Origin of the sequence: Micromonospora sp. NPDC050397, assembly GCF_044901685.1 — a bacterium.
Classification (GTDB): domain Bacteria; phylum Actinomycetota; class Actinomycetes; order Mycobacteriales; family Micromonosporaceae; genus Micromonospora_G.
In genome coordinates this window covers 1,158,715-1,183,897 of record NZ_JBJDPS010000001.1, presented here as the reverse complement: position 1 = coordinate 1,183,897, position 25,183 = coordinate 1,158,715, and the positions used below count along the sequence as shown (strand labels likewise).

Annotated in this window: 15 protein-coding genes; 14 read left to right on the top strand and 1 reads right to left on the bottom strand. The window is 71.6% G+C overall.

Going from position 1 to position 25,183, the window contains the following annotated elements; genetic code table 11:
- The first annotated feature begins 216 nt into the window (after positions 1-216).
- The gene (locus ACI2K4_RS04675; protein ID WP_404508740.1) at positions 217-3,636 is read left to right on the top strand and encodes an amino acid adenylation domain-containing protein; all 3,420 of its coding nucleotides are present in this window, start codon (positions 217-219) and stop codon (positions 3,634-3,636) included.
- Between the two features lie 8 nt (positions 3,637-3,644).
- Here ACI2K4_RS04675 and ACI2K4_RS04670 read toward each other — a convergent pair whose 3' ends face one another.
- A complete protein-coding gene (locus ACI2K4_RS04670) occupies positions 3,645-4,970 on the bottom strand; it encodes an MFS transporter (RefSeq protein ID WP_404508738.1) in 1,326 nt (441 codons plus the stop codon).
- A 353-nt stretch (positions 4,971-5,323) separates the two neighbouring features.
- Between ACI2K4_RS04670 and ACI2K4_RS04665 the strand changes: the two genes are divergently transcribed.
- Genes ACI2K4_RS04665 through ACI2K4_RS04605 form a run of 13 tightly spaced genes read left to right on the top strand, consistent with a single transcriptional unit; the run spans position 5,324 to position 25,098 of the window.
- Positions 5,324-7,558 (top strand): type I polyketide synthase, encoded by a 2,235-nt coding sequence (locus ACI2K4_RS04665; protein ID WP_404508736.1) that lies wholly within the window; start codon positions 5,324-5,326, stop codon positions 7,556-7,558.
- A gap of 13 nt (positions 7,559-7,571) precedes the next feature.
- The gene (locus ACI2K4_RS04660; RefSeq protein WP_404508734.1) at positions 7,572-7,841 is read left to right on the top strand and encodes an acyl carrier protein; all 270 of its coding nucleotides are present in this window, start codon (positions 7,572-7,574) and stop codon (positions 7,839-7,841) included.
- A gap of 49 nt (positions 7,842-7,890) precedes the next feature.
- Positions 7,891-9,282 carry an aminotransferase class III-fold pyridoxal phosphate-dependent enzyme gene (locus ACI2K4_RS04655; protein ID WP_404508732.1) on the top strand — a complete coding sequence of 464 codons (1,392 nt, stop codon included), beginning with the start codon at positions 7,891-7,893 and terminating at the stop codon, positions 9,280-9,282.
- Positions 9,279-9,704, top strand: coding sequence for an acyl-CoA thioesterase (locus ACI2K4_RS04650; RefSeq protein ID WP_404508730.1), 426 nt, complete (start codon positions 9,279-9,281; stop codon positions 9,702-9,704). The genes ACI2K4_RS04655 and ACI2K4_RS04650 overlap by 4 nt, the downstream gene beginning before the upstream one ends.
- Entirely contained in the window at positions 9,691-10,188 is a 498-nt protein-coding gene (locus ACI2K4_RS04645; protein WP_404508728.1) for a 3-hydroxyacyl-ACP dehydratase FabZ family protein, read from the top strand. The genes ACI2K4_RS04650 and ACI2K4_RS04645 overlap by 14 nt, the downstream gene beginning before the upstream one ends.
- A complete protein-coding gene (locus tag ACI2K4_RS04640) occupies positions 10,182-11,372 on the top strand; it encodes a beta-ketoacyl synthase N-terminal-like domain-containing protein (protein ID WP_404508726.1) in 1,191 nt (396 codons plus the stop codon). The genes ACI2K4_RS04645 and ACI2K4_RS04640 overlap by 7 nt, the downstream gene beginning before the upstream one ends.
- On the top strand, positions 11,369-11,923 hold the full coding sequence (locus ACI2K4_RS04635; protein WP_404508725.1) for a hypothetical protein: 555 nt from the start codon (positions 11,369-11,371) through the stop codon (positions 11,921-11,923). Before ACI2K4_RS04640 ends, ACI2K4_RS04635 begins: the two co-directional genes overlap by 4 nt.
- Positions 11,920-13,308 carry a class I adenylate-forming enzyme family protein gene (locus ACI2K4_RS04630; RefSeq protein WP_404508723.1) on the top strand — a complete coding sequence of 463 codons (1,389 nt, stop codon included), beginning with the start codon at positions 11,920-11,922 and terminating at the stop codon, positions 13,306-13,308. The genes ACI2K4_RS04635 and ACI2K4_RS04630 overlap by 4 nt, the downstream gene beginning before the upstream one ends.
- On the top strand, positions 13,305-14,864 hold the full coding sequence (locus tag ACI2K4_RS04625; protein WP_404508721.1) for an amino acid adenylation domain-containing protein: 1,560 nt from the start codon (positions 13,305-13,307) through the stop codon (positions 14,862-14,864). Before ACI2K4_RS04630 ends, ACI2K4_RS04625 begins: the two co-directional genes overlap by 4 nt.
- Positions 14,861-16,672 carry a condensation domain-containing protein gene (locus tag ACI2K4_RS04620; RefSeq protein WP_404508719.1) on the top strand — a complete coding sequence of 604 codons (1,812 nt, stop codon included), beginning with the start codon at positions 14,861-14,863 and terminating at the stop codon, positions 16,670-16,672. The genes ACI2K4_RS04625 and ACI2K4_RS04620 overlap by 4 nt, the downstream gene beginning before the upstream one ends.
- Positions 16,669-16,920, top strand: a complete 252-nt coding sequence (locus ACI2K4_RS04615) for a phosphopantetheine-binding protein (protein ID WP_404508717.1) — start codon at positions 16,669-16,671, stop codon at positions 16,918-16,920. The genes ACI2K4_RS04620 and ACI2K4_RS04615 overlap by 4 nt, the downstream gene beginning before the upstream one ends.
- A gap of 46 nt (positions 16,921-16,966) precedes the next feature.
- A complete protein-coding gene (locus ACI2K4_RS04610; RefSeq protein WP_404508715.1) occupies positions 16,967-19,717 on the top strand; it encodes a type I polyketide synthase in 2,751 nt (916 codons plus the stop codon).
- On the top strand, positions 19,714-25,098 hold the full coding sequence (locus ACI2K4_RS04605) for an amino acid adenylation domain-containing protein (RefSeq protein WP_404508713.1): 5,385 nt from the start codon (positions 19,714-19,716) through the stop codon (positions 25,096-25,098). The genes ACI2K4_RS04610 and ACI2K4_RS04605 overlap by 4 nt, the downstream gene beginning before the upstream one ends.
- Positions 25,099-25,183: the final 85 nt, after the last annotated feature.

The following is a 25,183-nucleotide window of genomic DNA, read 5'->3' as shown; positions in this document are numbered from 1 at the left end:
CGAACGGAAAGCGTAGGGCGGATATCAAGGGTCAGGGGAAGTGCACGTTGCGGCCACGAGACTCTGACGTATGTGCAGGTGGAGCATAGGACATGAGGCAAGTCGACGTTCACGGAACTCAGGTCCACATTCATCACGGAGACAGTCGTCGCATCGTCTTGGAATTAGCCGCGACGACCGCGCCGGCAGCGGTGTTCAATCGCTCGGTCGGGTCCGATGACTGACGACCAGATTCAGAACTACGGATACCGGGCCGATCCCGCCGACATCGCTGGCGTACTCGCCGAGCAATCTGCCGAGCTGGACGCGGACGCCGGAATCCCGCTGTCATTCCAACAGGAACAGGTCTGGTTCCTCCATCGATTCGCCCCGGACACCATCGCCCACCACGCGCAGACGACGATCCGCATCGCCGGCCCCTTCGATCTCGACCGGCTCGACCGTGTGATCACCGAAATTCATCGGCGGCACGAAATCCTACGTACCACGTACGTGGAGGTCGATGGTAGACCGTGGCAGGTGGTGCATCCGCCCCAACCGGTCCGGGCGACGCGGCTCGACATCGGCGACACCCGCGAAGGGCAGCGGAAACTGCTGGACGAGATCGTGTCCGACGAGATGCGCCAGCCGTTCGACATGGAGCGCCTGCCGCTGATCCGCTGGACCGTGGTGCGACTGTCGGACGAGGAACACGAGATTGTCGTCGTACAGAATCACCTGCTGCACGACGGATGGTCCCTCGCGGTGCTGATGCGCGATCTCAAGGCGCTCTACAACGCGTTCGCCGAGGGCGTCGAGCCTTCGCTGGCCGAGCTGCCCGTCCAGTACCGGGACTTCGCGCGCTGGCAACGTTCGACGCTGGAGACTCCGCCCGTGCGGGCGCAGCTCGCCTACTGGCAGGACCAGCTCAGCGACCTTCCGCCCCGGCTGGAGCTGCCGGCGGACCGCCCCAGACCCGGGATCCAGACCTTCCGCGGCGAGACCCTGCGGATGGACCTGCCACCCGGGCTCGCGACCGCGCTGCGGTCGTTCTGCCACGCTCACCGGTTGACGTTGTTCAGCACCATGCTGGCGGCCTTCTACGCGTACCTGTCCCGCTGCACCGGGCAGCGGGACATCTGTGTCGGGTCTTCGTTCGCCGGTCGGCAGGTGTCCCGGACCGAGGACCTGGTCGGCATGTTCGCCAACACGGTGCTGCTGCGGTGCGACGTCGACGCCACGCTGGGCTTCGAAGACCTGGTCGCGAGGGTGCAGAGCGTCGTGCTGGATGCGACGGCGAACGAGCTGCTGCCGTTCTCGGAGCTGGTCCGGGTGCTCAACCCCGCCCGGGAGCCGGGCCGTAACCCGCTGACCGACGTCCTGTTCAGCGTCGACGACTCCCCGATCCCGGACCTCGACCTCGCGGGGGCGACCGGGACGCTGTACGAGCACGGAAATGGCGCGGCGAAGGTGGACCTGAACGTCGTGGTGATCCCGCACGCGGAGCGGCAGAGCCCCGACGCCGACCACACCGACGGCCGGATCACCATCCTCTGGGAGTACGGCGTTGACCTGTTCGACGGCGCGACCGTGAGCCGGATGGCCGAGAGCTACCTGCGCCTGCTGGGTGATGCGATCGCCAGGCCGGCGGCGCCCTTGTTCAAGCTGGCGGTGCTCAGCGCGCGGGACCGTGTCAGGTTGCTGGCCGACTGGAATCCCGAGCGTCATCACCCTGCCGACGGCGGCCCGCTCGTTCACCAGGCGGTCCGGGAGCAGGCTCGGAGCAGACCGGACGCGCCGGCCATCCGCGACGGGGCCCGCGAGGTCAGCTACGCCGAGTTGGTCGGTCGGGCGGACGCGCTGGCCGGTTTCCTCCGCGCCAACGGCGTCCTGCCCCGTACGGTCGTTGGTTTGTGTCTGCCCCGTGGCGCGGACCTGGTGATCGCCGAACTCGCCGTGTTGAGTGTCGGGGCGGCCTATCTTCCCCTGGACCCGGAGAATCCGCCGGCACGCCTGGTCGGCCAGTACGCCGCCGCCGACGTCGTCCTCGTCATCACCGACAGCGTGATCGCGAACCGCCTACCTGGTGATCTCGCCCGGCTGCTGACGGACCGGTTGCCAACCGTTGCCGAGGCGGTCGACGCCGGCTCACCGCCTCCGGCGACAACGGCGGCAACGGCGGCAACGGCGGCAACGGCGGCGGACAACGACCTCGCCTACCTCATCGCGACGTCCGGCTCGACCGGACAGCCGAAGATCGTGATGGTCGAGCACCGGTCGCTGTCCAATGTTGTCGGCTGGCGTCGGCGGCGCTGCGACCTCGGTCCGTCCGACCGGGTCGCCCAGATCGCCTCCCCCGGGTTCGACCCGTCCGTGACCGACATCTGGCCCACCCTGACCTCCGGCGCGACTCTGTACGTGCCCGACCAGGACACCAAGCTCGACCCGGAGCGCCTGCGCTCCTGGCTGGTCGACGAGGGGATCACCGTCACGGAGTTGCCGACGGCGCTGGCCGAGCGGGTGCTGGCGCTGGACTGGCCGGTCGAGGCGGCCCTGCGGACGCTGATCATCGGAGGCGATCGGCTCCGGGTCCGGCCCTCCGGCGACCTGCCGTTCCGCGTGCTCAACGAGTACGGGCCGACGGAGACCACGGCGACCGCGACGGCGGGACACATCGCACCCGGCGGAGCCTCGCAGGGACCACCGGACATCGGCCGTCCGATCGCCGGGACCAGCGTCTACATTCTGGACGCGTGGCGGCAGTTGGTTCCGCCCGGGGTGCCCGGAGAGCTCTGGATCGGCGGCGTCGGTGTCGCCCGCGGCTACCACGGCGCGGCCGGGCTCACCGCGGACCGCTTTGTTCCCGACCCGTTCGCGGACCTCCCCGGCAGCCGGATGTACCGCACCGGCGACCTCGCCAGGCATCTCCCGAGCGGCCAGATCGACTTCATCGGTCGTCGTGACCGGCAGATCAAACTGCGTGGCTACCGGATCGAACCGGTCGAGATCGTGGAGGCACTGCGCGCACACCCCTCGGTCACCGACGCGGTGGTGCTGGCCAGGACCGGCGAGGACGGGACCGGGGAAAAACGTCTCGTCGCGTACCTCGAAGCGGAGGACCGGCCGGCGCTGCGGCAGCAACTGCGCGAGCATCTTGCCAGCAGGGTGCCGCGCTACATGATTCCGACCGACCTCGTGCTGCTGGACTCGCTGCCGCTCAACCGGAACGGAAAGGTGGACGAGCGGGCTCTGCCGGCTCCGGGGCCGGTCGAGCCCGACCCGGACTTCCGGGCCCCGCAGACCGGTACGGAGCGCTGGCTCGCCGAGACCTGGTGCGCCGTACTGCGGCTGGAACGGGTGGGTCTCGACGACAACTTCTTCGAGGTCGGCGGGCACTCGCTGCTGTTGTTCGAGGTGCAGCGGGCGCTCGCGGGACGGGGGCACAACCTGTCGATCGTGACGTTCTTCGAGTACACGACGATCCACGACCTGGCGACGTACCTGGACGAGCGTGACATGACCTCCGGTGCGGATGCCGGCGAGTCCGATCGAGCGGCCCGACGGGGCGCCGGGCGCGCTCGTCTGCATCGGCGCCGGGTAGCCCTGCGCTCGGCCGAGCTGACCAACGCTTCCGGCGACCCCGGGGAGAACCCGTGACCGAGGACCTACCTCGGACCCGCCACCGGCTCCTCCGGATAGGCGTGTCTCTCGTCGACCACAGTCCCCGTCAGCGAAGTCTCGGAATCGTGGTGGACGACGTCACGCAGCTTGGGAATTGTGGAGAACAACGGCGGCAGGAAGGACAGTGCGTTGAGCCCGGCGGCCAACCAGAAAACGCCCGGTAGCCCGATCACGCCGACCAGCAGCCCACCGCCGGCCGCACCCAGAGGAATGACGCCCCAGGTGGCGAACCGAAACACGGAATTCATCCGGCCCAAGAGGTTCGGCGGGGTCACCGCCTGACACAGACTCACCTGGAGGACGTTGAAGATGAATGCGCCGAGGTAGGCGACGAACATTCCCGATGCGAATGTCACCGGCCCGGTGGAAATCGGCAGGACGGCCGATCCGGCGGTGAACAGCACGATCGAGACCATGAAGGTGACTCCGGTGCCGAAGCGGCGTGCGAGCGGCTCCGCCACGAGCGCCCCGACCACACCGCCGCCGTTGCCGACCGCCAACGCGACACCGATCACGGCAGGGCTCAGCGACAGTTCCTCGGTCGCGAAGACCACCTGCAGGGCAAGGATGATCGCGGACGCGAGTTCGGCGAGTGTCGCGCACAACAGCAGTGGGCGCATCAGCGGGTGGCCGAAGACAAAGCGCATGCCCTCGCGGATGTCCTCGCGGAGGCTGTTCCTCTCGGCCGGTCGGTCCACCGGCGCCGGCTTGCGGACGCGGAGGACGTAGTACGCCGACGACAGGTAGGTGACCGCGTCGGCGAGCACCGCGAGCGGGGCAGTGAGCAACTGCACCATCAGGCCGCCCACGGCCGGGCTGCCGATCTGCGAGACCGAGCGGGACAGCTCCAGCTTCCCGTTGGCGTCGACGAGGCGGTCCTGGGCGACCAGGGTGGGCAGGATCGACAGTTGCGCGACGTCGTAGAACAGCGTGCCCAGGCCGATGACGAAGGTCACGACGTACAGCAGCGGCATGCTGAGGACATCCGTGGCCAGCGCGACCGGCACGGCGAGCAGTGCCACCGCCCGGATCAGGTCGGCCGTGATCATCACCGCGCGCATCGGCAACCGTTCCACCCACACACCCGCGGGGAGTCCGACCAGCAGGATCGGCAGGTACTCGACGGCCCAGAGCAGGCCGATCTCGAACGGTGTCGCGTCGAGGGCGAGCAGCGCCACCAGCGGCAGGGCCAGCAGGGTGATGCCGGTGCCGAACAGGCTGGTGGTCTGGGACAGCCAGAGATTGCGGTAGTCCGCGACGGCCCAGAGGCTGCGCCGCAGGGACGATCGCCACCCGGTCGTCTTGGGCATCATCTTCCTTTGTGGTGGGTGCTGCGGGAATTCGAAAGAGATTGCCGACCCGGCGATTGATCACGCTTTGTGATCGCGTGGCGACCGGATGGGCGACCCATTCTCACTAGATCCAGTGGGTGGGTGTCTTGTCAAGCCGTGGCGTCGGATAAGTCAAAGACCAATGTGCACGAGACCGGTCATCGGCATCACTAGATGTCTGCCTGATGTTAACTTGCTTCTCTCCTGTGAACGTACGGACGTACGGTTACGCTCCAACCGGCATTGCGTCAGACATTTCTGTGAGTGATTGCCTGTTCGACGCCACATCCGTTGTGCCGGCGTCCCGATCGATCCCGCCCGGAGACCGAGATATGAGCACTGAGGACGTTGACGACAGCGGATTTGTCGCCGTCACGGCCATGGCCGGCCGTTTCCCCGGAGCGCCCGACGTCGAGACCTTCTGGGACAACCTCCGCAACGGCACGGAGTCGGTGTCGGTGCTGTCCGACCAACTTCCGACGGCGGACGGGCACGTGCCGTCCTACGGTCTGCTGGGCGACCCGGACCTCTTCGACGCCGACTACTTCGACTACTCGCCCGAGGACGCCCTGATCATGGATCCGCAGCACCGGCTGCTGCTGGAGTGCGCGCACGAGTCTCTCGAGCGGGCCGGACACGGCGGCCCGGAGCGCCTCTCGACCGGCGTCTTCGTCGGCGGGTCCATCACCGATCACGCCGCCCATGTCCGGGCCTGGGGACGGGCTCGTGGCGTCCCGTTGCCGGACACCCGCGTCCAGCAGGGAAACGACGTCGACTTCCTCGCCACCCGGATCGCGTACAAACTCGGCCTGACCGGGCCGGCCATGGCGGTGCAGTCAGCCTGTTCCTCGTCCCTGGTGGCGGTGCACCTCGCCATCGGCTCACTGCTCGCGGGCGACTGCGAGATGGCGATCGCCGGTGGCGCCTCGGTGCTGGCCGCGATCCCGACGCTGGGTCACGACCCGGACGACATCTTCGCCGACGACGGGCGCTGTCGTCCGTTCGACGCGCGGGGCCGTGGCACCGTACGGGCGAGCGCGGTGGGCCTGGTGGTGCTCCGGCCGCTCGCCGAGGCGCGCAGCGACGGTGACCACGTGCACGCGGTCATCCGTGGCACCGCGGTGAACAACGACGGCCGGCGCAAGATGGGTTTCCACGCACCGAGCGTGGCCGGGCTGGCCGGGGTCGCCCGCACCGCTCACCTGGTGGCCGGTGTCGACGCCGACGAGATCGGCTACGTCGAGGCGCACGGCACCGGCACCGCGCTCGGTGATCCGGTCGAGGTGGCCGGGCTGACCAGGGCGTTCCGCCAGAGCACGGACCAGACCGGGTACTGCCGCATCGGATCGGTCAAGGGCAACGTCGGCCACGCCGACGCCGCCGCCGGCATCGTCGGACTGATCAAGACGGTGCTCTGCGTGGAACGCGGTGTGCTTCCGGCCAGCCTGAACTTCAGCGAGCCGAACCCGGCGATCGACTTCGCGTCCTCCCCGTTCGTCGTCAACGACCGGACCGTCGTGTGGGAGTCCGGAGGACGGACCCGGATCGGCGCCACGAACGTGATCGCGGTCGGCGGCACCAACGCCCACGCCGTGGTCGCCGAGCCGCCGGCCGCGCTCCCGACGGCCCCGGGGCGACCGGAGCAGTTGCTGGTCCTCTCGGCTCGGACCGGGCCCGCGCTCGAGGACGTCGCCCGCAGGCTCGCCGACCATCTCGAACAGCATCCGGGCGCCGACCTCGCCGACGTCGCCTGGACCCTGCGGACCGGCCGGGCGATGCATCCCGAACGCCAGTTCGTGGTCGCCGCGGACGTACCCGGGGCTGTCGCGACCCTGCGCGGGAGCCCGGAGTGCGCGCACGGCCGGGGCGGCGCACGACGACCGCGCGTCGTGTTCCTCTTCGCCGAGCCCGACGCGGGCCGGACCGGCACCGTCGCCGCGATCCACGGCGCGGAGCCAACGTTCCGCGCCCACCTGGACGAGATCGCCGAAGCCGCACACCCGCTCGTCGGCCACGACCTCCGCCGGGCGCTACTCGCGGACGCGGAAAGCACGCCCGTGGCGCACCTCGCCGTGCAGTACGCGACCGCGGGGCTGCTGATGTCCTGGGGTCTGCGTCCCGACGTCGTGGCCGGGCAGGGGCTCGGCGCCCGCTGCGCGGCAGCCGTCGCCGCCGCGTTGGGCCCGGCCGACGCCGGCCGCGTGATCGCCGTGGAGACCGAAGCCGAAGCCGGCGCCACCGCCGGGGGGCCACTGCTCTGCGACGTTCCGGCCGCGCTGGACGGCGCGCCGGGGCAGATCGTCGTACACATCGGGGCGCGGTGGCCGGCAACGCCCGCCTCCGATGTCGGCTTCGAGTCGGTCGCCGTCGACCTGCTGGACGAGCCCGGGCGGTCACCGACCGGCGTACGGACAGTGCTCGCCGCGATCGGTCGGCTCTGGACGGCCGGAGCGACCGTCGACCTCGCAGCCCTGCACGCCGGCGAACGACGGCGCCGACTGCACCTGCCCACGTACCCGTTCGAGCGACGCCCCTACCTGGTGCCCCACCCGGTTTCCCCGACCTAGGAGAGCGACTTCCGTGAGCGACATCGAGCGAACCATCGAAACCATGCTGGTCACCGATCTGTTCGTCGAGGTTCCGGCCGACCGGATGACCCCTGACGACCGGCTGCGTACCGACTTCGGGCTGGACTCCCTCGGCTTCGTCGAGTTGCGGGTCCAGTGCGAGAACACGTTCGGCATCACCATCACCGACGCCGAGTTCACCCCGGAGAACTTCACCAGCATCCGGAGCGTCGCCGACCTCGTCCGCAGCCTCCAGGCCAAATCCCGGGCCGCCGAGGACTGAGGACCCGCACGTCCACGGCCTCCGCAGAGCACCGCCGGAAGGAGACACCATGACAGCCGCCGACGTGATCGGGTTGCCCGGGCGCGCACTGACCCGTACCTGGTTCGACCGCGATGTCCAGTTCGACCACTACGCCGGGGAGCCGCTGCCGTTCGGGTGCACCGGGGCGCGCGGGATCGTCCAGCACTTCGTCGAGCTGACCGGCTCCGAGGCGGGGCGCTCCTTCGACGTGCTGGACGCCAGCGGCGGCTACGGGTCCGCCTGCCTGGGCGCGGGGTCGGAGGTGATCGCCACGGCCATGGCGGAGGCGGTCCGGAGCGCGGGCTACGTGACCGACGAGGTCGCCTCGGCGCAGCGTTCCCTGCTCCTGGAACGGCTGTTCGCTCCCGGCGGGTTGTTCGCCGACCGGTTTCCGGCGGTCGACTACCGGGTCAGCGGACGCAACTCCGGCTCCGAGGGGATGGAGCTCGCGCTGCGCCTCGTCCTGGAGTCGCGTTTCGACCGTCGCCGGCTGCGGGCCGTGCCCGGGGCCGAGCGGCGCGACCTCGTGCTCGGGTTCGAGGGCGCCTGGCACGGCTGGTCCGGGGGGCTGCTCCCGCTGCTCAACCGCCGCCACTACCGGATCGGCCTGCCGACGATCGCCCCGGAGCAGTTCGGTTTCCGCACCGACCACATCCCGTTCGGCGACCCCGACGCGGCCCGGGAGTGGTTCGAGCGCAACGGGGACCGGGTGCTGGCGGTGGTGGTCGAACCGATCCAGGGCGACGCCGGAATCCTGCTGCCCGAACAGGGCTACCTGCGCGAGCTGGCCGCGCTGGCCAAGCGCAACGACGCGCTGCTGGTGGCCGACGAGGTCCTGACGTTCGCCAAGACCGGCCGGTTCTTCGCGATGACCGACGAGGCGGGCCCGATCCCCACCGACATCACCGTGATCGGCAAGAGCCTCGGCATGGGGGCGCTCTCCACGTCGATGGTCATCGCGCGCCGCGAGCTCGGGATTCGCCCGACCGGCGCCGTGGCCACGTCCGACCTGCGCCCCCTCACCTGCGCGGTGATCCGGGCCGGGCTGGAGCACATCGTCGCCGAGGGGCTGCTGGAGCGCTCCTCGGTGGTCGGCGCCCAACTGGGCCGGCTGCTCCGTGACCGGGTGGTGGCACAGTTCCCGGACCTGTACCGCGAGGCGCGCGGCGTCGGCCTGATCCACGGGATCGAACTCACCGACCAGGCCGCCGCCCGTCTCGACGAGTTGCGCGCCACGATGATCCGCCACGGCGTGTACGTGGAGTTCATGTCCGGCGCCGGCCGCCGCTCCCGTGGCCTGCGGTACCTGAACGCGACGATGCGGGTGGCACCGCCGCTCGTGGCGACCTCGGACGACGTCGAGTCGATTGCCACGCGGCTGGCGGCCGGGTCGCGTGCCGTACGGGAGGCCGCGGCGTGACGCGGCTGCTGCCGGTCCGTCGACGCGTCGAGCACGCCGACACCGACGCGTCCGGGGTCGTGCACTTCGCCCGGTATCCGGCCCTGCAGGAGACCGCGCTGCTACAGAACCTCGAACGGCTCGGTGTCGGCCTCGGCGTCCTCGCCGGCGCCGGGTTCGACCTCGTCGTCACGGAGGCGACGACGAGGTACCGCTCCCCCGCCCGCTATCCCGACGAGCTCAGCCTGGAGCCCGCCGTCGGGCACCTCGGCGCCGCCCGCGCCCGGATCGACACGACCATCCGGCGGATCGCGGACGGCGTCGAACTCGCCACCGGCTCCCTCGTCGTGGCGCTCACCGACCGCACGACCGGCGCGCCGTGCGCGCTCTTCCCCGCCCTGCACGCCGTCCTCGAGGAGACCCGCTCCGATGTCCTCAGTTGAACCAGCAGCCGTGGCCGCCCCGGGCCGCACGATGGGCTTCGCCGAGATCAAGACCTGGCTACGCCACCGGCACCCGATGCTCTACCTCGACCGGGTGCTCGACTACGAACCGGGTGTGCGGCTGGTCAGCAGGCTCTCGGTGTCGGCGCAGACGGACACGATCGCCGGTCACTTCCCGGAGCGGGCGATCTACCCGGCCAGCCACCTGAGCCAGGCGTTCGCGCAGTCCGGGATCATCCTGTTCCAGGTCAGCACCTCGCGCCTCGCCGACGACGAGCTGACCCTCGTCGGCGCGATGAACTCCCGGTTCTTCCGGATCGTCGCCCCCGGCGACACGGTGACGATCACCGTCGCCGTCGACCGCCAGTTGGACAACACGTTCTTCTTCTCCGGCCGAGCCGTCGTGGACTCGACGGCGGTCGCGGCGTTCCGTGCCAACCTCGTCCGGCGCAACGTCGCCGACATGGGGCACCAGTGGTGGTGAGCGGTCCGGGCGGCGACGTACTGGTCACCGGGATGGCCTGGTCCACGGCGTTGGGTTGCGATCTGGACGACGTGTGGCGGGCGTTGCTGTCGGGGGCGACCGGGATGACGCCGGTGCCGAGTGCCCACCCGCTGCGCAACGACCGGGCGGCGGTCCTGCCGGACCTGCCGCTGGACCTCGGTCCGGTCCGGCGCCAGTTCGAGGCTGGCTCGCGGACCCTGCGGGCCGCGGTGTCCGACGCGGGGCTCGACCTCGCGGACCCACGGCTGCGCCTGGTGGTCGGTACGAGCTACGGGTCGCACCTGGACGTGCCGCCGGACGGGCTGGACGTGTGGGGTGACACGCTCGCGACGGAGCTGGGTCTGGCCCGCCGGCCGCTGGTGGTCAGCACCGCCTGCTCGGCGGGCTCGGACGCCATCTCGGTCGGGTCGGCGCTGATCGGCGCGGGCGAGGAGGAGATCTGCGTCGTCGGTGGCGTGGACGTGCTGACCCCGGCCAAACGGCTCGGGCACTCGGCACTCGGCACCATGTCCGCCACCGAGCTGCGGGCCTTCGACGCGAGCCACGACGGCACGATCCTCGGCGAGGGCGCGGCGTTCCTCGTACTGGAGGAGGGCGGTTCGGCGCGGGCACGCGGGGCCCGCCGGCACGGCCGGCTGGCCGGTGTCGGCTCGGCGAACGACGCCACCGGCCCGACCGCCCCCGACCCGAGCGGTGACACCGTCGTACGGGCGATCCACGCCGCCCTCGCCGCAGCCGGTCGGGACACCACCGAGGTCGGGGTGCTCAACGCCCACGGCTCGGGCACCCCGGTCAACGACGACGTCGAGAGCCGCGCCTTCGCGGCCGCCTTCGCGGGCGGAGCGGCAGCGGGCGGAGCGGCAGCGGGCGGAGCGGCAGCGGGCGGAGGGGCAGCGGGCGGAGGGGCGCCCGTCGTGTTCGCGACCAAGGGCGCCTTCGGTCACAGCCTGGGGGCCACCGGCGCGCTGGAGGCGGTCGCGGTGCTGCTGGCCCTACGTGACGGCCAGGTCCCGCCGGTCCCCGGGCTGCGGACGGTGATGCCTGGTTTCCCACTGCCGCTGCCGAGCGGCGCCCCGCTGCCGTTCACCGGCGATGTCGGCCTCAGCGTCACGATCGGATTCGGCGGGTTCACCACGTGTCTGGCCCTGGAGGCCCCCGCATGACGGTCGAGGACATCGCGGTCCCCGCCGGAGCCGGGCTGGTCACGCTGGCCACGGCCCGGGCCCGCCGCGCGCCGGACGCCACACCACACCGGCGGATCCCGTCCCTGTACGCCGACCCGGCATCGTGGTTGGTCCTCGAAGCCGTCGACGCGCTGTGGGCCGGATGCCCGGACGCCGTACGGGCGGCCCCCGAGACCACCGCGATGGTCCTGGTCAGCACCTACAGCACCATCGACACGATGTCGGCGGTCGCGCGTGCCGTACCCGGTGGACGGCTCTCGCCGTTGCGCTTCGCCGGGGCGAGCGCCGGTGGCCCGGTCAGCCTCGTCTGCCAGGTGCACGGCCTGCGTGGGCCGACGCTGGTCATCACCACCGCCCCGGAGGACGGGTGCCCGGCGGCCCTGACGATGGCCCGGCACTGGCTGCGCACCGGTGCGGCGGGCCAGGTCGTGGTCGCCGTGCACGACCACGATCCGCCGGGTGGTCACGAGGTGCGGTGCGTGGTGGTCGGGGCCGCACCGGACCCACGTCCGCCGGGAGGAGCGCGGTGAGCGCGAGCGTCTCCGGTGTCCCGGATCCCGGTGCGGTGCTGGCCTTCCTGGCCGGGTCCGTCGACGCTGGACCAGGTCCCGGGAGGTCCGACGAACCCGAGGTCGTCGTCGAGGCGGTCGCCGGCCTGGGCCTGCCGCCCGGTTGCCTGGTGCTGATCGCGATGCCGAACGGCCGAGTCGCGCTCGCCGCGTTCTTCGGGGCGTTGCTCGCCGGGGCGGTACCGGTACTGCTACCACCGGCGGCGGGAGCAGCGCGGATCAACGAGATCAGCCGGCAGCTCGGTGGCGCGGCGCTGATCGCGCCCCGGATCGACCCGGCACGGTACGGGGCGAGCGCGGTGCACCCGCTCGGCGACCGGTGCGAGGCGGCGCTGCTGGACGACCGGCCGCACCCTCGGTACCAGCCGGGCGAGGTCGTGCTGATGACGTCGGGCACCTCCGGGATCACCAGCGGCTGCCTGCACGGCGTCGACGCGCTGATGCGCAACGCCGACCGCCACGCCACCGCCATCGGCCAGCGCGCCGACGACACGGTCCTGGTGTCACTGCCCCTGCACTACTCGTACGGTCTGGTGGCGCAGGCGTTGGCCGCGTTCGTACGGGGGTCACGGCTGGTCGTCTCCGGACCGCCGTTCACCCCCGGGTCCTTCGCCGACACCATCCGCGCCCACGACGTCACGGTCTCCTCGCTGACGCCCAGCGCGGCGGCCCGGCTGGCCGTGGACCCGCCCGCCGGACCACCCACCCTGCGGGTGCTCACCGTCGGCGGCGACGCGCTCGACCCGGCGCACGTCGGCTCGCTGCTGGCCGAGGGGCCGCAACGGGAGCTCTACCTCACCTACGGCCTCACCGAGGCCGGTCCCCGGGTCACCACGCTCGCCGCGCACCAGGAGCCCGAGCACCGCTGGGGCTCGGTCGGCGTCGCGCTGCCCGGGGTGCGGACGTACCTGCGCGACTCGGCGGGCGACGGGCCCGGCGCGGAACTCGTCGTCGAGTCCGACACGGTGCTGCGCCGACGGGTCCCCGGGGGCGCGCCGATCCTGACCGGCTCCGTCGCCACCGGCGACCTGTTCGACATCGACGCCGACGGCTACCACTTCTTCCGCGGACGATCCGGCGATTCGGTCATCGTCGCCGGGGAGAAGATCTGGCTGCCCTCGGTACGCCGGATAGCCGCCGAGGTACCCGGTGTCCGGCACGCGGCCACCACCGTCTACCGCGACGACCGCGACGAGTTGCGCTACAGCCTCGACGTCACGGTGGACGACCCCGGGCCCGGGCAGGCGGCCGAGATCGAGCGGGCGCTCAACCGCGTCCTGCTGCGCGCCGAGCGACCACATCGGATCACCCTGTGCAAGGCGACAACGGAGGAGTGGCGCAAATGAGTCCCTCGGCGATCACGGTCCCGGCGCTGCGTGCGGTCGCCGAGCGCGTACGGCTGACACCGCACGTGGAGGCGGTCCGCTCGGCCCAGGAGTCGATCGACTACCACGGCCTGTGGCAACGATCGGCGCAGGTCGCGGCGCGGGTCGCACAGCTCGGCGCGGTCCCGGGCGCGGCTGTCGGCGTACACCTGGAACGGTCTGTTGATCTTGTGGTGACGCTGGTCGGGCTGTTGCGCTCCGGCTGCGTCGCGGTGCCGCTGGACGTCGGTTATCCACCCGAGCGGCTGCGGTTCATGTGCGCCGACGCCGGTGTGGAACTGATCGTCGGTCACCGGGGCCCCCTCGACCGGCTGGGCGGCTTCACCACCGTCGCGACCGATGGCGAGGTCCACTACGCCACCTCGGGTACGGTGCGGACGGCGCCGGACCCCGTCGGCGACGACATCGCCTACATCGTCTACACCTCCGGCTCCACCGGCCGCCCGAAGGGCGTGCGCTACGGCCACCACAACCTCGCGAATCTGGTGGCCTGGCAGGCCGAGGCCAGCCGCTGCGGTCCCGGGGACCACACCCTCCAGTTCGCCCCGGCGTCGTTCGACGTGATCTACCAGGAGGTGCTCCCCACCCTCGGCGAGGGCGGCACCGTTGTCTGTTGCGACGAGGACGACCGCCTGGACCCGCAACTGCTCTGGGACCTCGTCGAGCGGGAACGGATCAACCGCCTCTTCGTACCCTTCGTGATGATCCAGTCGCTCGCCCTGTTCGCCGCCGAGGCCACCCCTCGGACGCATCCGCTGCGCGAGATCCTCACCTCCGGCGAGCAGGTGCAGTGCACGGCCGCGATCCGGGCGATGTTCACCCGGCTGCCGGACTGCCGGCTGGTGAACCAGTGGGGCACGACCGAAACACACGTCGCCACCTGGTACGAGCTGCCCGTGGAGGTGTCCGGCTGGGTCGACCTGCCCTCGATCGGCAGGCCGATCACCGGTACGGACGTACGGGTCTGCGACCCCTCCGGGCAGCCGGTGCCGGCCGGCGAAGTGGGCGAACTGTGGATCACCGGTGCCGCCGTCGGCCCGGGGTACCTGAACCTGCCCGAGCGTACGGCGCGCAGCTACCGTACCGACCCGCTGGACGCGGCCGTACCCGCCTACCGCAGCGGGGACCTCGGCCGGGTCACCCCGGACGGCCTCCTGGAATTTCTCGGCCGCCAGGACACGCAGGTCAAGGTACGCGGTTTCCGGATCGAGCTGGGCGAGATCGAGAACGCGCTGGCCGCTGACCCGTCCGTCGGACAGGCGGTGGTGGTGGTCGCGGGCTCCTCGGCCGAGGAGCGGAACCTGCGTGCGTTCCTCGTGCCGAGAACGGTTCCGGAGGACGTCCCGGCCTGGACGGCCGGTCTGCTCACGGCCCTGCGTGACCGGCTGCCCGCCTACATGGTGCCGGTCAGGGCAGAGGTGGTCGAGTCGATGCCGCGCACCCCCAGCGGAAAGGTCGACCGGCTCGCCCTGGCCGCCCGGGATACCACACCGACGACGAACGGCGGAACAGCATGATCGAGAGGGTCACCGTCGCGGCGTCGGACCACATCCCGGCGCTGGACCGAACGACCGGACCGATGCCGCTGTCGGGTGCCCAGCGGGCGCTGTACCTGGTCGAACTGCTGCACCCGGACACGCCGACGTACAACATCACGGTGGCGGTCCGGTTGGAGGGTCGGCTCGACGTACCGCGACTGCGGGGCGCCGTCGCGGGTGTCGTCGCACGGCACGAGTCGCTGCGTTCGACCTTCGCGCCCGGCACCGCGCCGTCGTTCGAACCCGTGCAGCGCGTCGGCGACCCGGCCGTGGAGCTGCCCGTCGTCGAACTGCCCGTCGTCGAACTACCCGTCGAACTACCCGTCGAACTGGACCGCGACGGGACCGGCAGCGTGGACGCGGCGGCGCTCCGGCTGGCCCAGGCGTGGGCCGACGAGCCGTTCGACCTCCGGCGTGGACCGCTGCTGCGTACGCGACTGCTCCTGACCGGGCCCGACAGGCACCTGCTCGTCGTCACGATGCACCAACTGATCTCGGACGGTCCGTCGCTGCAGGTGTTCTTCGAGGAGCTCGCGCAGGGGTACGACGGTGCGGCCGAACGCGCCGCGCCGGCCCTCCAGTTCGCCGACTTCGCGGCCTGGCAACGGGCCCGCCCGGTCGACGCCGAGCAGCTCGGCTGGTGGCGCGCCCGCCTCGCCGGAGCCCCGACGGTGCTGCGGCTGCCGACCGACAAGCCACGCCCACCGGTCGCCGGAACCCACGGCGGCAACCACCGTCACCCGCTGCGCGCCGAGGTGATGACCCCGGCGCTGCGGCTGGCCCAGCGGCTGCGGGTCACGCCGTTCGTGCTGGTGCTGACCGCGTACGCCACTCTCCTCTCCCGCCTCGCCGACAGCCGCGAGGTGCTGGTCGGCGTCCCGGTGAGCGCCCGCGACCGCGCCGAACTGGAGAACATGATCGGATTTTTCGCCACCACCCTGCCGGTGCTCGTCGAGGCGCACGCCGACCGGGGCTTCGCCGACCTGTGCCGGTCGGTGCAGGCCGAGTTGCTCGACGTCCTGACGTACCAGGAGGTGACGATGGAGCAGCTCGTACGGGAACTCGCGCCCGCCCGCGACCCGGGGCACGCCCCGCTGGTCCAGGCGTTCTTCTCCTTCGAACAGGAGCCGATCGTGAGCCCGCGTCTGGCGGGCCTGCGCGCCACGGCCATCGACCTTCCGCCGAGCGGGGCAAAGGTCGACCTCGACATGCTGGTCTTCCGCTCGGCCACCGGCGGGGACAACTTCGACCTGACGCTCACCTACCGGACCGACCTGTTCGAGGCGGCCACGATCGCGCGGATGGCCGAACACTTCGAACGGCTGCTCGTCGCGGCCGTCGCGGATCCGGCGGCCCCGGTCCGGTCGCTGCCCGGCTCGGTCGAGGACGTCTTCCCGCTCCCCCGCCCGTCGGCGGTCATGGCCGCACCGCGCCCGCATCTGGCGACGTCGGCCCAGACCGGCATGGAACAGAGCCTGGTCCAGATCTGGCGGGAGGTGCTCGGCCGCGACGACGTCGGCTTCGACGACAACTTCTTCGACCTCGGGGGTACGTCCTTCGCCCTCGCCACCGTGCACACGCTGATCGGTGCTCGCCTCGGCGCGAAGACGTCGCTGGTCTCGCTGCTGGAGTTCCCGACGATCGCCACGCTCGCCCGGCACCTGGGCGGCGGCGCCCGGACCGGACCCTCGGTCGCGGAACCGGCCGGTCCGGCGCGCGGCGCCGGGCTGCGCGACCGCCGCAACCGGCTGCTGCAACGGCGGTCCGGACGGGGGGCCGGCGAATGAGCGCGAACGTCGAGCGGGCCGGGAACGGGACGGCCGCCGTCGTCGCCGCCGTCTGGTGTGAACTCTTCGGGGTGCAGCGGGTCGAACCCGACGACGACTTCTACTCGCTGGGCGGGCATTCGATGCTCGCGATCCAGATGGCGTCCCGGTTGCGTACCGAGTTGGGGCTACGCGTGCCGGTGCGCACGATCCTGGAGAACCCGACGGTGGCCGGTCTTGCCCGGCTGCTGGACGAAGCCAGCGGCTGAACCTCACGGACGACCGTTGCCAACCGAACCCAGTGATTGGCGGAAGATGTACGAGGACTCTGCCGACGAGGACATGCAGACCGCCGTGGCCGTCATCGGGTTGGCTGCCCGGATACCCGGCACCGCGGACCTCGACGACTTCTGGGCCGCCCTCGCCGAGGGCCGCGACCTGACCACCCGCTTCGACTCCGGACGCAGGTACGGCCTGGTCGCCGACGCCGACCGGTTCGACGCCGCGTTCTTCGGGTTGGCCCCGACGGACGCGCGACTGCTCGACCCGCAGGACCGGGTGTTCCTCGAGTGCGCCTGGGAGGCCCTGGAGCACGCCGGCTACGATCCCGGCACCTACCCCGGCGCCATCGGCGTGTACGCGGGGAGCAGCGAGACGGACCATTACGCCGAGCTGCGAACGCGGCGGCACCGGTACCCGGAGACGACGGACGAGCAGCTCCGGCTCGCCGGCAGCCGGGACTTCCTCACCAGTCGGTTGGCGTACCGACTGAACCTGCGCGGCCCGGCCGTCACCGTACACACCGCCTGCTCGACCTCGGCGGTCGCCGTACATCTGGCCTGCCAGGCCCTGCTCGCCGGGGAGTGCGACCTGGCCCTGGCGGGTGGCGTCGCGCTGCGTGGCGCGGCCGGTGCACAGGACGGTGACGACCTGCTCTCACCGGACGGCTACTGCCGGCCGTTCGACGCGGACGCCGACGGCATGGTCGGCGCCGACGGGGCGGGAATCGTCCTGCTCAAGCGGCTCTCCGACGCGCTGGCCGACCGGGACCACATCAACGCCGTGCTCATCGGGTCGGCGCTGAGCAACGACGGCTCCGACAAGGTGGGTTTCACCGCGCCGGGCGTGACCGGCCAGGTGAACGCGACCCGGACCGCCCACCTCGTCGCTGGAATCACCCCGGACACGATCGGGTACGTCGAGGCACACGGAACCGGCACCGCGATCGGTGACACGATCGAGGTCCGCGCACTGTCGAAGGCGTTCGGGCCGGGATCGCCGCAAGGTTGCCTGCTCGGCTCCGTCAAGTCGAACATCGGCCACGCCGACGCCGCGGCCGGCGTGATCGGCCTGATCAAGGTGGTGCTGTCGCTGCGCCACGGCCTCATCCCGGGCACGGCACACTTCCGCCGGCCCAACCCGCTCCTCGAACTCTCGGCCGGCCCGTTCGTGGTGACGAGCGAGGCGACGCCGTGGCCGCCGGGTGAACACCCCCGCCGAGCCGGGGTCAACTCCACCGGGATCGGCGGGACCAACGCCCACCTCGTCGTGCAGGAGGCGCCCGGCGCACACCGGTCCCCCGACGACGGCCGTCACCACCTGCTACCGCTGTCGGCGCGCACCGGCGCGGCACTCGCCGAGTCGGCGGCACGACTGCGCGACCGGCTCCAACGGGACCCGGTCGCTCTCGCCGACGTGGCATGGACCCTGCAAACCGGCCGCGCGGCGTTCGCCCACCGCGCCTTCGTGGTCTGCCGCGACCGCGACGAAGCGATCCGGGCCCTTACCGAGCTGCACGACCGCCACCAGGGGATCCGGGCCCTCACCGAGATGCACGACCGCGACGAGGGGACCTCCGTCCTGCCGGACATGGCAGAACATCCGCAGGCTCCCGTGGACGTTTCGAGCCGGACGCCGCAGGTCGCGTTCCTCTTCCCGGGTCGAGCGGGCGGACACGTGGGCATGGCGGGCGAGCTGTATCTCCAGGAGCCGGTGTTTCGCACGGCGATTGACGAGTGTGCGGTCCAGGCCGGCGCAGACCTCGGCCTGGACCTGCGACAGGTGCTCTACCCGGAGCCGGGCGCCGAGGCCGAGGCGGAGACGCGGATCTCCAGGACGGCCGTTGGTCAGGCCGCGCTCTTCGCCGTCCAACACGCCCTGGCCGAACTGTGGGTGTCCCGGGGAATCAGCCCGGACGCCGTGCTCGGGCACAGCCTGGGCGAATTCGCCGCCGCCGTCCGCGCCGGGGTGCTCAGCCGGGCCGACGCGCTGTCGCTGCTGCTCACCCGGGGTCGGCTCCTGGACCGCCCGGCCCCGGTCGACGACATGCTCGACGAGTACGCCGAGGCGGTGGCGTCGGTGCGGTTGAGCCCGCCACGGCTGCCGTGGATCTCCGACCGGACCGGTGCGCCGGTCACCGCGCGCGAAGCATGCGACCCAGCCTTCTGGACCTCTCACCTGAGAGACGGCGTCCACCTCGCCGATGCCTTGCAGACCCTGCTCGCCAGCTCCGCCGGAGTCCTGCTGGAGGTCGGTCCCGGAGAGATACCCGGAAGCCTGGCCCGGCGACACCCCGGCCGCACGGTCGTGCAGAGTCTGCCGGAAGGAGCCGGCGGCGCCGCCGAGTCGCTGCGCGCCACCGGCCGGTTGTGGCGGGCCGGGCTGCCCGTACGCTGGCCCGCGCTGCACGAGGGCCGATCGCCCCGGCGGGTGCCGCTGCCGACGTACCCGTTCCAACGCGAGCGGTTCACGATGGACGACCCGACTCCCGTGCCGGCGCCCGGGTCACCGGACGGGGCGGCCGGGGCGGCCGGGGCGACAACCGAGCCGTCCACGGAGGTCGAGAAGGCGATCGCCGAGGTGTGGCGCGAGGTGCTGCGGGTGCCGTACGTGGGCATCGACGACGACTTCTTCGAGCTCGGCGGCCACTCTCTGCACGCCACACGGGTGCTGGCCGGATTGGGACGCGCACTGGGCCCGGACGCACCTCGACTCACGATCATGGACCTCTTCGACAACTCCACGATCCGCGAACTCGCCGCGCTGGTGGGCGGAGAGCCCCGATGACCTCCGGAGAACGCGCCATGAGCGACCTGAACGAACTACCGGCGACGCCGACGACGATCCCCGTCCTGCCGGACGGAGAGCCGGTGATGTCGTTCGCCCAGGAACGCCTCTGGTTCATGGACGCGTACGCGCCCGGCACGACGGCGTACACGATCCCCGAAGCCTGGCGGCTGCGCGGCCCGGTTGATCCGGAGGCGCTCGCCGAGGCGTTGAACCGGGTCGCGGCCCGGCACGAGCCGTTGCGGACCCGCTTCCCCGCGACCGTGGACGGTCGGCCCGTCGTGCTCGTCGACGATGCCGGCGCGATCCCGCTCACCGTCGCGCGGGCCGGGTCCGACGAGACCGTGAGCGCGCTCGTCGACGCCTTCATGGCCGAACCGTTCGACCTCGCCGCCGGCCCCGTGGCACGGGCGATGCTGATCACGATCGCTCCCGACGAGCACGTGCTCGCGCTCGCGGTACACCACATCGCCGCCGACGGATGGTCCACCGAGCTCCTCCTCGACGAGGTGCTGGCCTGCCTGGCCGGCGACCCGCTGCCGGAATTGCCGGTCCGCTACCGCGACTTCGCCGCGTGGCAACGCGCCCGGCCCGACACCGAGCAGGATGTGGCGTACTGGCGCGAGCAGCTTGCCGGCGTCGCGCCGCTCGAACTGCCGACCGACCGGCAGCGGCCACCGGTACCGACCTATGCCGGCGCCGCGCACGAGTTCTCGGTGGCGCCGGGTGTGCTCGCCGAGCTGTTCCGGCTCGGACGCAAGCAGCGGGCCACGCCGTACATGGTGCTGCTCGCGGCGTTCGCGATCCTGCTCGGCCGTCGGGCGCGGCAGGACGACGTGACGATCGGGTCGCCGACGGCCGGCCGCCCGGTGCCCGAACTCGACACCCTCGTCGGCTGTTTTGTCAACATGGTGACGATGCGGGTCGACTCCTCGGGCGACCCCACGTTCGTCGAGCTGCTCCAGCGGGTCCGCGCCACGGCCGTACACGCCTTCGCCCATCAGGAACTGCCGTTCGAGCGTCTGGTCACCGAGTTGAACGTGCCACGGGAGGTGTCACGTTCGCCGCTGTTCCAGGTGGTCTTCTCCATGCAGAGCTACGAGGCGGCACAGCGGAGCAACCCGTCGATCACCGTCTCCGGCGGCGTGGACATCTCGTACCACGTGACCCGGTACGACCTCGAACTCCACACCGACGGTGACGGCGAGTTCCTGATCACGTACAACACCGCCTTGTTCACCGTGGAATCGATCGAGCGCCTGGGCGCCCACTTCCGGGTCCTCCTGGAGGGCATCGCCGCCGACCCGCACGTCCCGATCTCGCACCACCAACTGCTCACGGTGGACGAGCACGCGCAGCGCGTACGCTGGAACGACACGGACGCCGACCTCGGCGCGGACCTGCTCCTGCACGACCCGGCGCAGGCTCAGGCGTGCCGTACGCCCGACCACCCCGCGGTGCTCCATCCCGGTGGCCGGCTCTCGCACGCCGAGGTCGACCGCAGGGCCGATCACCTCGCCGCCCGGCTGACCGCCTCCGGGGTGACCAGGGGCGACCTGGTGGCCGTTGTGATGGGGCGGGGGTGGGAGCAGGTCGTCGCGGTGCTGGCGATCAACAAGGCCGGCGCGGCGTACCTGCCCGTCGATGCCGACCTGCCCGAGCGCCGCCGCGCCGAACTCGTCGCACGTGGCGGTTGCACCGTGGCACTCACCCAGGCGGCGCTGCGTTCGCGGCTGGACTGGCCGGACGGGCTGGTGGTGCTCCCCGTCACCGAGGAGTCGGGAGACCCGGCACCGGTCTGTCCCGCCGAACCCGGCGACCTCGCCTACGTGATCTTCACCTCGGGCTCGACCGGCACGCCGAAAGGCGTGATGATCGAGCACAGGGCCGCGTTGAACACCGTCCGCGACGTCAACGCGCGGTTCCGGGTGGGACCCGACGACCGGGTCTTCGCGCTGTCCGCCCTGAGCTTCGACCTGTCGGTCTACGACGTCTACGGCACCCTCGCCGCTGGCGCCACGCTGGTGATGGGACGGCCCGAGGAGGACAAGGACCCGGCCGCCTGGGCGCGGATCGTCACGCGGCAGCGGATCACCGTGTGGAACTCGGTGCCCGCGCTGATGGAACTGCTGGTCGAGCACGTCGAGTCGGAAGGGACCGACATCAGCTCGTTGCGGCTGGTGATGATGTCCGGCGACTGGATCCCGCCGACGCTGCCCGACCGCATCCGGGCGCTCGCCCCGAACGCCGAGATCATCAGTCTCGGCGGAGCGACCGAGGGGTCGATCTGGTCGATCTGCTACCCGATCGGGTACGTCGACCCGTCGTGGTCCTCGATCCCGTACGGCCGCCCGATGGCCAACCAGCGGTTCCACGTCCTCGATCGCGGGATGTGCGACGTGCCGGTGGGCGTCCCCGGCGACCTGTACATCGGGGGCGTGGGCGTGGCATCCGGTTACTGGAGGGACCCGGAGCGGACCTCGGCGGCGTTTGTCACCCACCCGCGCACCGGCGCTCGTCTCTACCGGACCGGCGACCTGGGTCGGTACCGGCAGGACGGCGTGATCGAGTTCCTCGGCCGGGCGGACGCCCAGGTCAAGATCCGTGGTTACCGGATCGAGCTCGGCGAGATCGAGGCGCATCTGAACCGCCATCCCGAGGTCGCCGAGTGCGTCGTGACCACCTACGGGACGGGCAACACCGCCCAGCTCGTGGCCTACGTCGTAGCCAACCCCGCCGCCGCGCCCGACCCCGCGCGGCTGCGGTCGTACCTCGCCTCGGCGCTACCGGCCTACATGGTTCCGAACTCGTTCGTCACGCTGCCCCGGCTGCCGCTGACCGCGAACGGCAAGGTGGACCGCGGGCGGTTGCCCGTCCCGGAGGCGGCCGTTGGCGGCGAGGCCGGACGGGTGCCGCCCCGCACCGAATCGGAGCGGATGATCCACGCGGTCTGGACGGACGTCCTCGACGGGGCCGACGTCGGGATCGACGACAACTTCTTCGCCGTGGGCGGTCACTCCCTGCTCGCGATCAAGGTGGTCGAGCGGCTGCGACGGACGGCGGCGGACGGCGCCTCGATCGCCGTGATGGACCTGTTCACCCACGCGACGATCCGGCGGCTCGCCGCCCTGCTCGACCGGAAGACGCCAGCGGAGCGCGGACTCCTGCACCGGCTGACCCCGAAGCGTTCGGCCGAGGCCGAGCTGAGCTACGTCGCCGTTCCGTACGGCGGGGGCAGCGCGATGGTGTACAAGTCGCTGGCGGACGAACTGCCGGCGACGCACGCGCTGTGGTCGGTGGCCATACCCGGCCACGACCCGGGCATCGACGAGCAGCGCGCGCCGCTCGAGGATGTCGCCGCGCGGTGCGTGCGGGAGATCCAGACGAGGGTTGCCGGGCCGATCGCGCTCTACGGGCACTGCGGTGTCGGCTCGGCGCTCATCGTCGAGATCGCCAGGAGACTGGAGGCGGCCGGCCGCGTCCCGGAGGCGGTCTACCTCGGCGCGATCTTCCCCTTCGCCCGGCCGGGCCGGGGCCCGGTCGGCGAGTTGGCGCGGCTCGCCAACGCGGACACGTCGCGCAGCGACCGTTCCTACGCCGACGGGCTGACCGGGCTCGGGCTCGACCTGAGCGAGATCGACGCCGCACAGGCCCGGCTCATCGTCCACAACACCCGCCGCGACACCGAAGCGGCGGAGGACTACTTCACGCGCCTGTTCGAGGGCTCGGTGGAGCGGCTGCGGGCGCCAATCATCAGCGTGGCCGGGGAACGGGACCCGGCGTCCGACTTCTACCAGGAGCGCTTCCGCGAGTGGCACTTCCTCAGCGACACCACCGCCGTGGTGCTGCTCGACGAGGCGGGTCACTTCTTCCAGAAGCACCGCGCGGCGGAACTCGCCGAGATCGTCACGACCACCCATCCGGCCGTCTCCGCCGGGAGGTCGGTTGGTGGGGAGTCGGTTGGTGGGGACGGGTGGCGGTTGCTCGACGTCTCGCGCGCGGACTCGCCGTACGCACCGGACCAGCCTCGGCCGGCGATGCACCGTTTCCTCGCGGTGGCGGCGGCGCAACTTGCCTCGATCAGCGGCTCGGCCGTGGCCGCGTTCGCGATCGCGATCTGGGTTCTGCTGACCACCGGCTCGCCCGGCCAGTTCGCCCTGTCCGCCGTGGCCGGGCTGGTCCCCGGGCTGCTTGTCGCGCCACGGGCCGGTGCGGTGGTGAACCGCCACGACCGTCGCTCCGTCATGCTCGCCGGGGCCGTCGGCGCGGTCGGGGTCCAACTGACGCTCGGCCTGCTCTCCTGGACCGGGAGCCTGCAAGGCTGGCACACCTATCCGCTGCTCGCACTCCTGTCGGTAGCGCTCACCTTCCAGCGGCTCGCCGCAACCTCCGCCGTGCCGCAACTCGTTCCCAAGCGATACCTCGGTCATGCCACCGGGGCCGTCCAGATCGCCGCGACAACGAGCCGCCTCTTCGTGCCGGTCGCCGCCGTCGGGCTGATGGCCGTCGTGGGGTTGAGTGCCGTCCTCGTCCTCGTCGTACTGGGCCACGCGGTCGCGATCACCGTCACGCTCCTGGTCCGTTTCCCGCACACCATGGCGGGGCCGGCGGAGTCGGTGGCAGCCGAGATCAAAACCGGTTTCCGGTACGTCCAGAGCGACGCCCGCCTGCGCCGGATGCTGATCTTCTTCGCGCTGCTCAATCTCCTCCTGTCGCCGCTGTTCCTGCTGGTTCCGGCGCGGGTGCTCGGGATCGGACAGCTCGCCGACGCCGGTTGGGTCCTGCTCGGCGCGGGGCTGGCGGGCGTGCTGGGCGGCCTCGTCATGGGGGCGTGGGGTGGCCCGGCTCGACGCCGGATGCGAAGCGTGCTGCTGTGCACACTCTGCCTGGCCGCATTCGGCCTGGTAACCGGGCTGCCGGCGAACCTGGTGACGATCGGCCTCGGCGTGTTCGGCATGTCACTCACGCTGACGGTGATCAACGGAATCCACACCGCGATCGTGGAGGTCAAGGTTCCGCAGCGGTTCCACGGTCCGGTGTTCGCGCTCAACACGATGATCGCCTGGTCGGCGCTGCCGATCGGCTTCGGGCTGCTGGCCGCCTACGCGTCGGAGCTGCTCGGACCGCTGCTGGTCGCCGGCGGCACGCTCGCCCCGGCCACCGGCGCGGTGCTCGGCACCGGGCCGGGACGGGGAATCGCGCTGCTGTACCTGCTGCTCGCGACGGCCGTCATGCTGCTGGCGGTGACGGCGCTGGTCACCAGGCTGCCCCGGCTCGTCGACGACAGCCCCGACGCCACACCGGACGACCTGGTCGGGCTCCGGGCGCTGGGCCGCGCACGGGTGCGGGTTCCGGAGCAGGCGCATCCTCACTCGATCTAAGATCGGCGCCCGAGGCGGAGGAGAGGCTGGCGGGGTGCGCGAGGAGTTGGCGGAGTCGTTACGGCGGTTGCGTGACCTGACTGGC

Bases quoted from the DNA above. Each gene is read 5' to 3' on its own strand.
- ACI2K4_RS04675 (WP_404508740.1), top strand. From the start codon at position 217: ATGACTGACGACCAGATTCAGAACTACGGATACCGGGCCGATCCCGCC.
- ACI2K4_RS04670 (WP_404508738.1), bottom strand. From the start codon at position 4,970: ATGCCCAAGACGACCGGGTGGCGATCGTCCCTGCGGCGCAGCCTCTGG.
- ACI2K4_RS04665 (WP_404508736.1), top strand. From the start codon at position 5,324: ATGAGCACTGAGGACGTTGACGACAGCGGATTTGTCGCCGTCACGGCC.
- ACI2K4_RS04655 (WP_404508732.1), top strand. From the start codon at position 7,891: ATGACAGCCGCCGACGTGATCGGGTTGCCCGGGCGCGCACTGACCCGT.
- ACI2K4_RS04645 (WP_404508728.1), top strand. From the start codon at position 9,691: ATGTCCTCAGTTGAACCAGCAGCCGTGGCCGCCCCGGGCCGCACGATG.
- ACI2K4_RS04635 (WP_404508725.1), top strand. From the start codon at position 11,369: ATGACGGTCGAGGACATCGCGGTCCCCGCCGGAGCCGGGCTGGTCACG.
- ACI2K4_RS04625 (WP_404508721.1), top strand. From the start codon at position 13,305: ATGAGTCCCTCGGCGATCACGGTCCCGGCGCTGCGTGCGGTCGCCGAG.
- ACI2K4_RS04620 (WP_404508719.1), top strand. From the start codon at position 14,861: ATGATCGAGAGGGTCACCGTCGCGGCGTCGGACCACATCCCGGCGCTG.
- ACI2K4_RS04615 (WP_404508717.1), top strand. From the start codon at position 16,669: ATGAGCGCGAACGTCGAGCGGGCCGGGAACGGGACGGCCGCCGTCGTC.
- ACI2K4_RS04610 (WP_404508715.1), top strand. From the start codon at position 16,967: ATGTACGAGGACTCTGCCGACGAGGACATGCAGACCGCCGTGGCCGTC.
- ACI2K4_RS04605 (WP_404508713.1), top strand. From the start codon at position 19,714: ATGACCTCCGGAGAACGCGCCATGAGCGACCTGAACGAACTACCGGCG.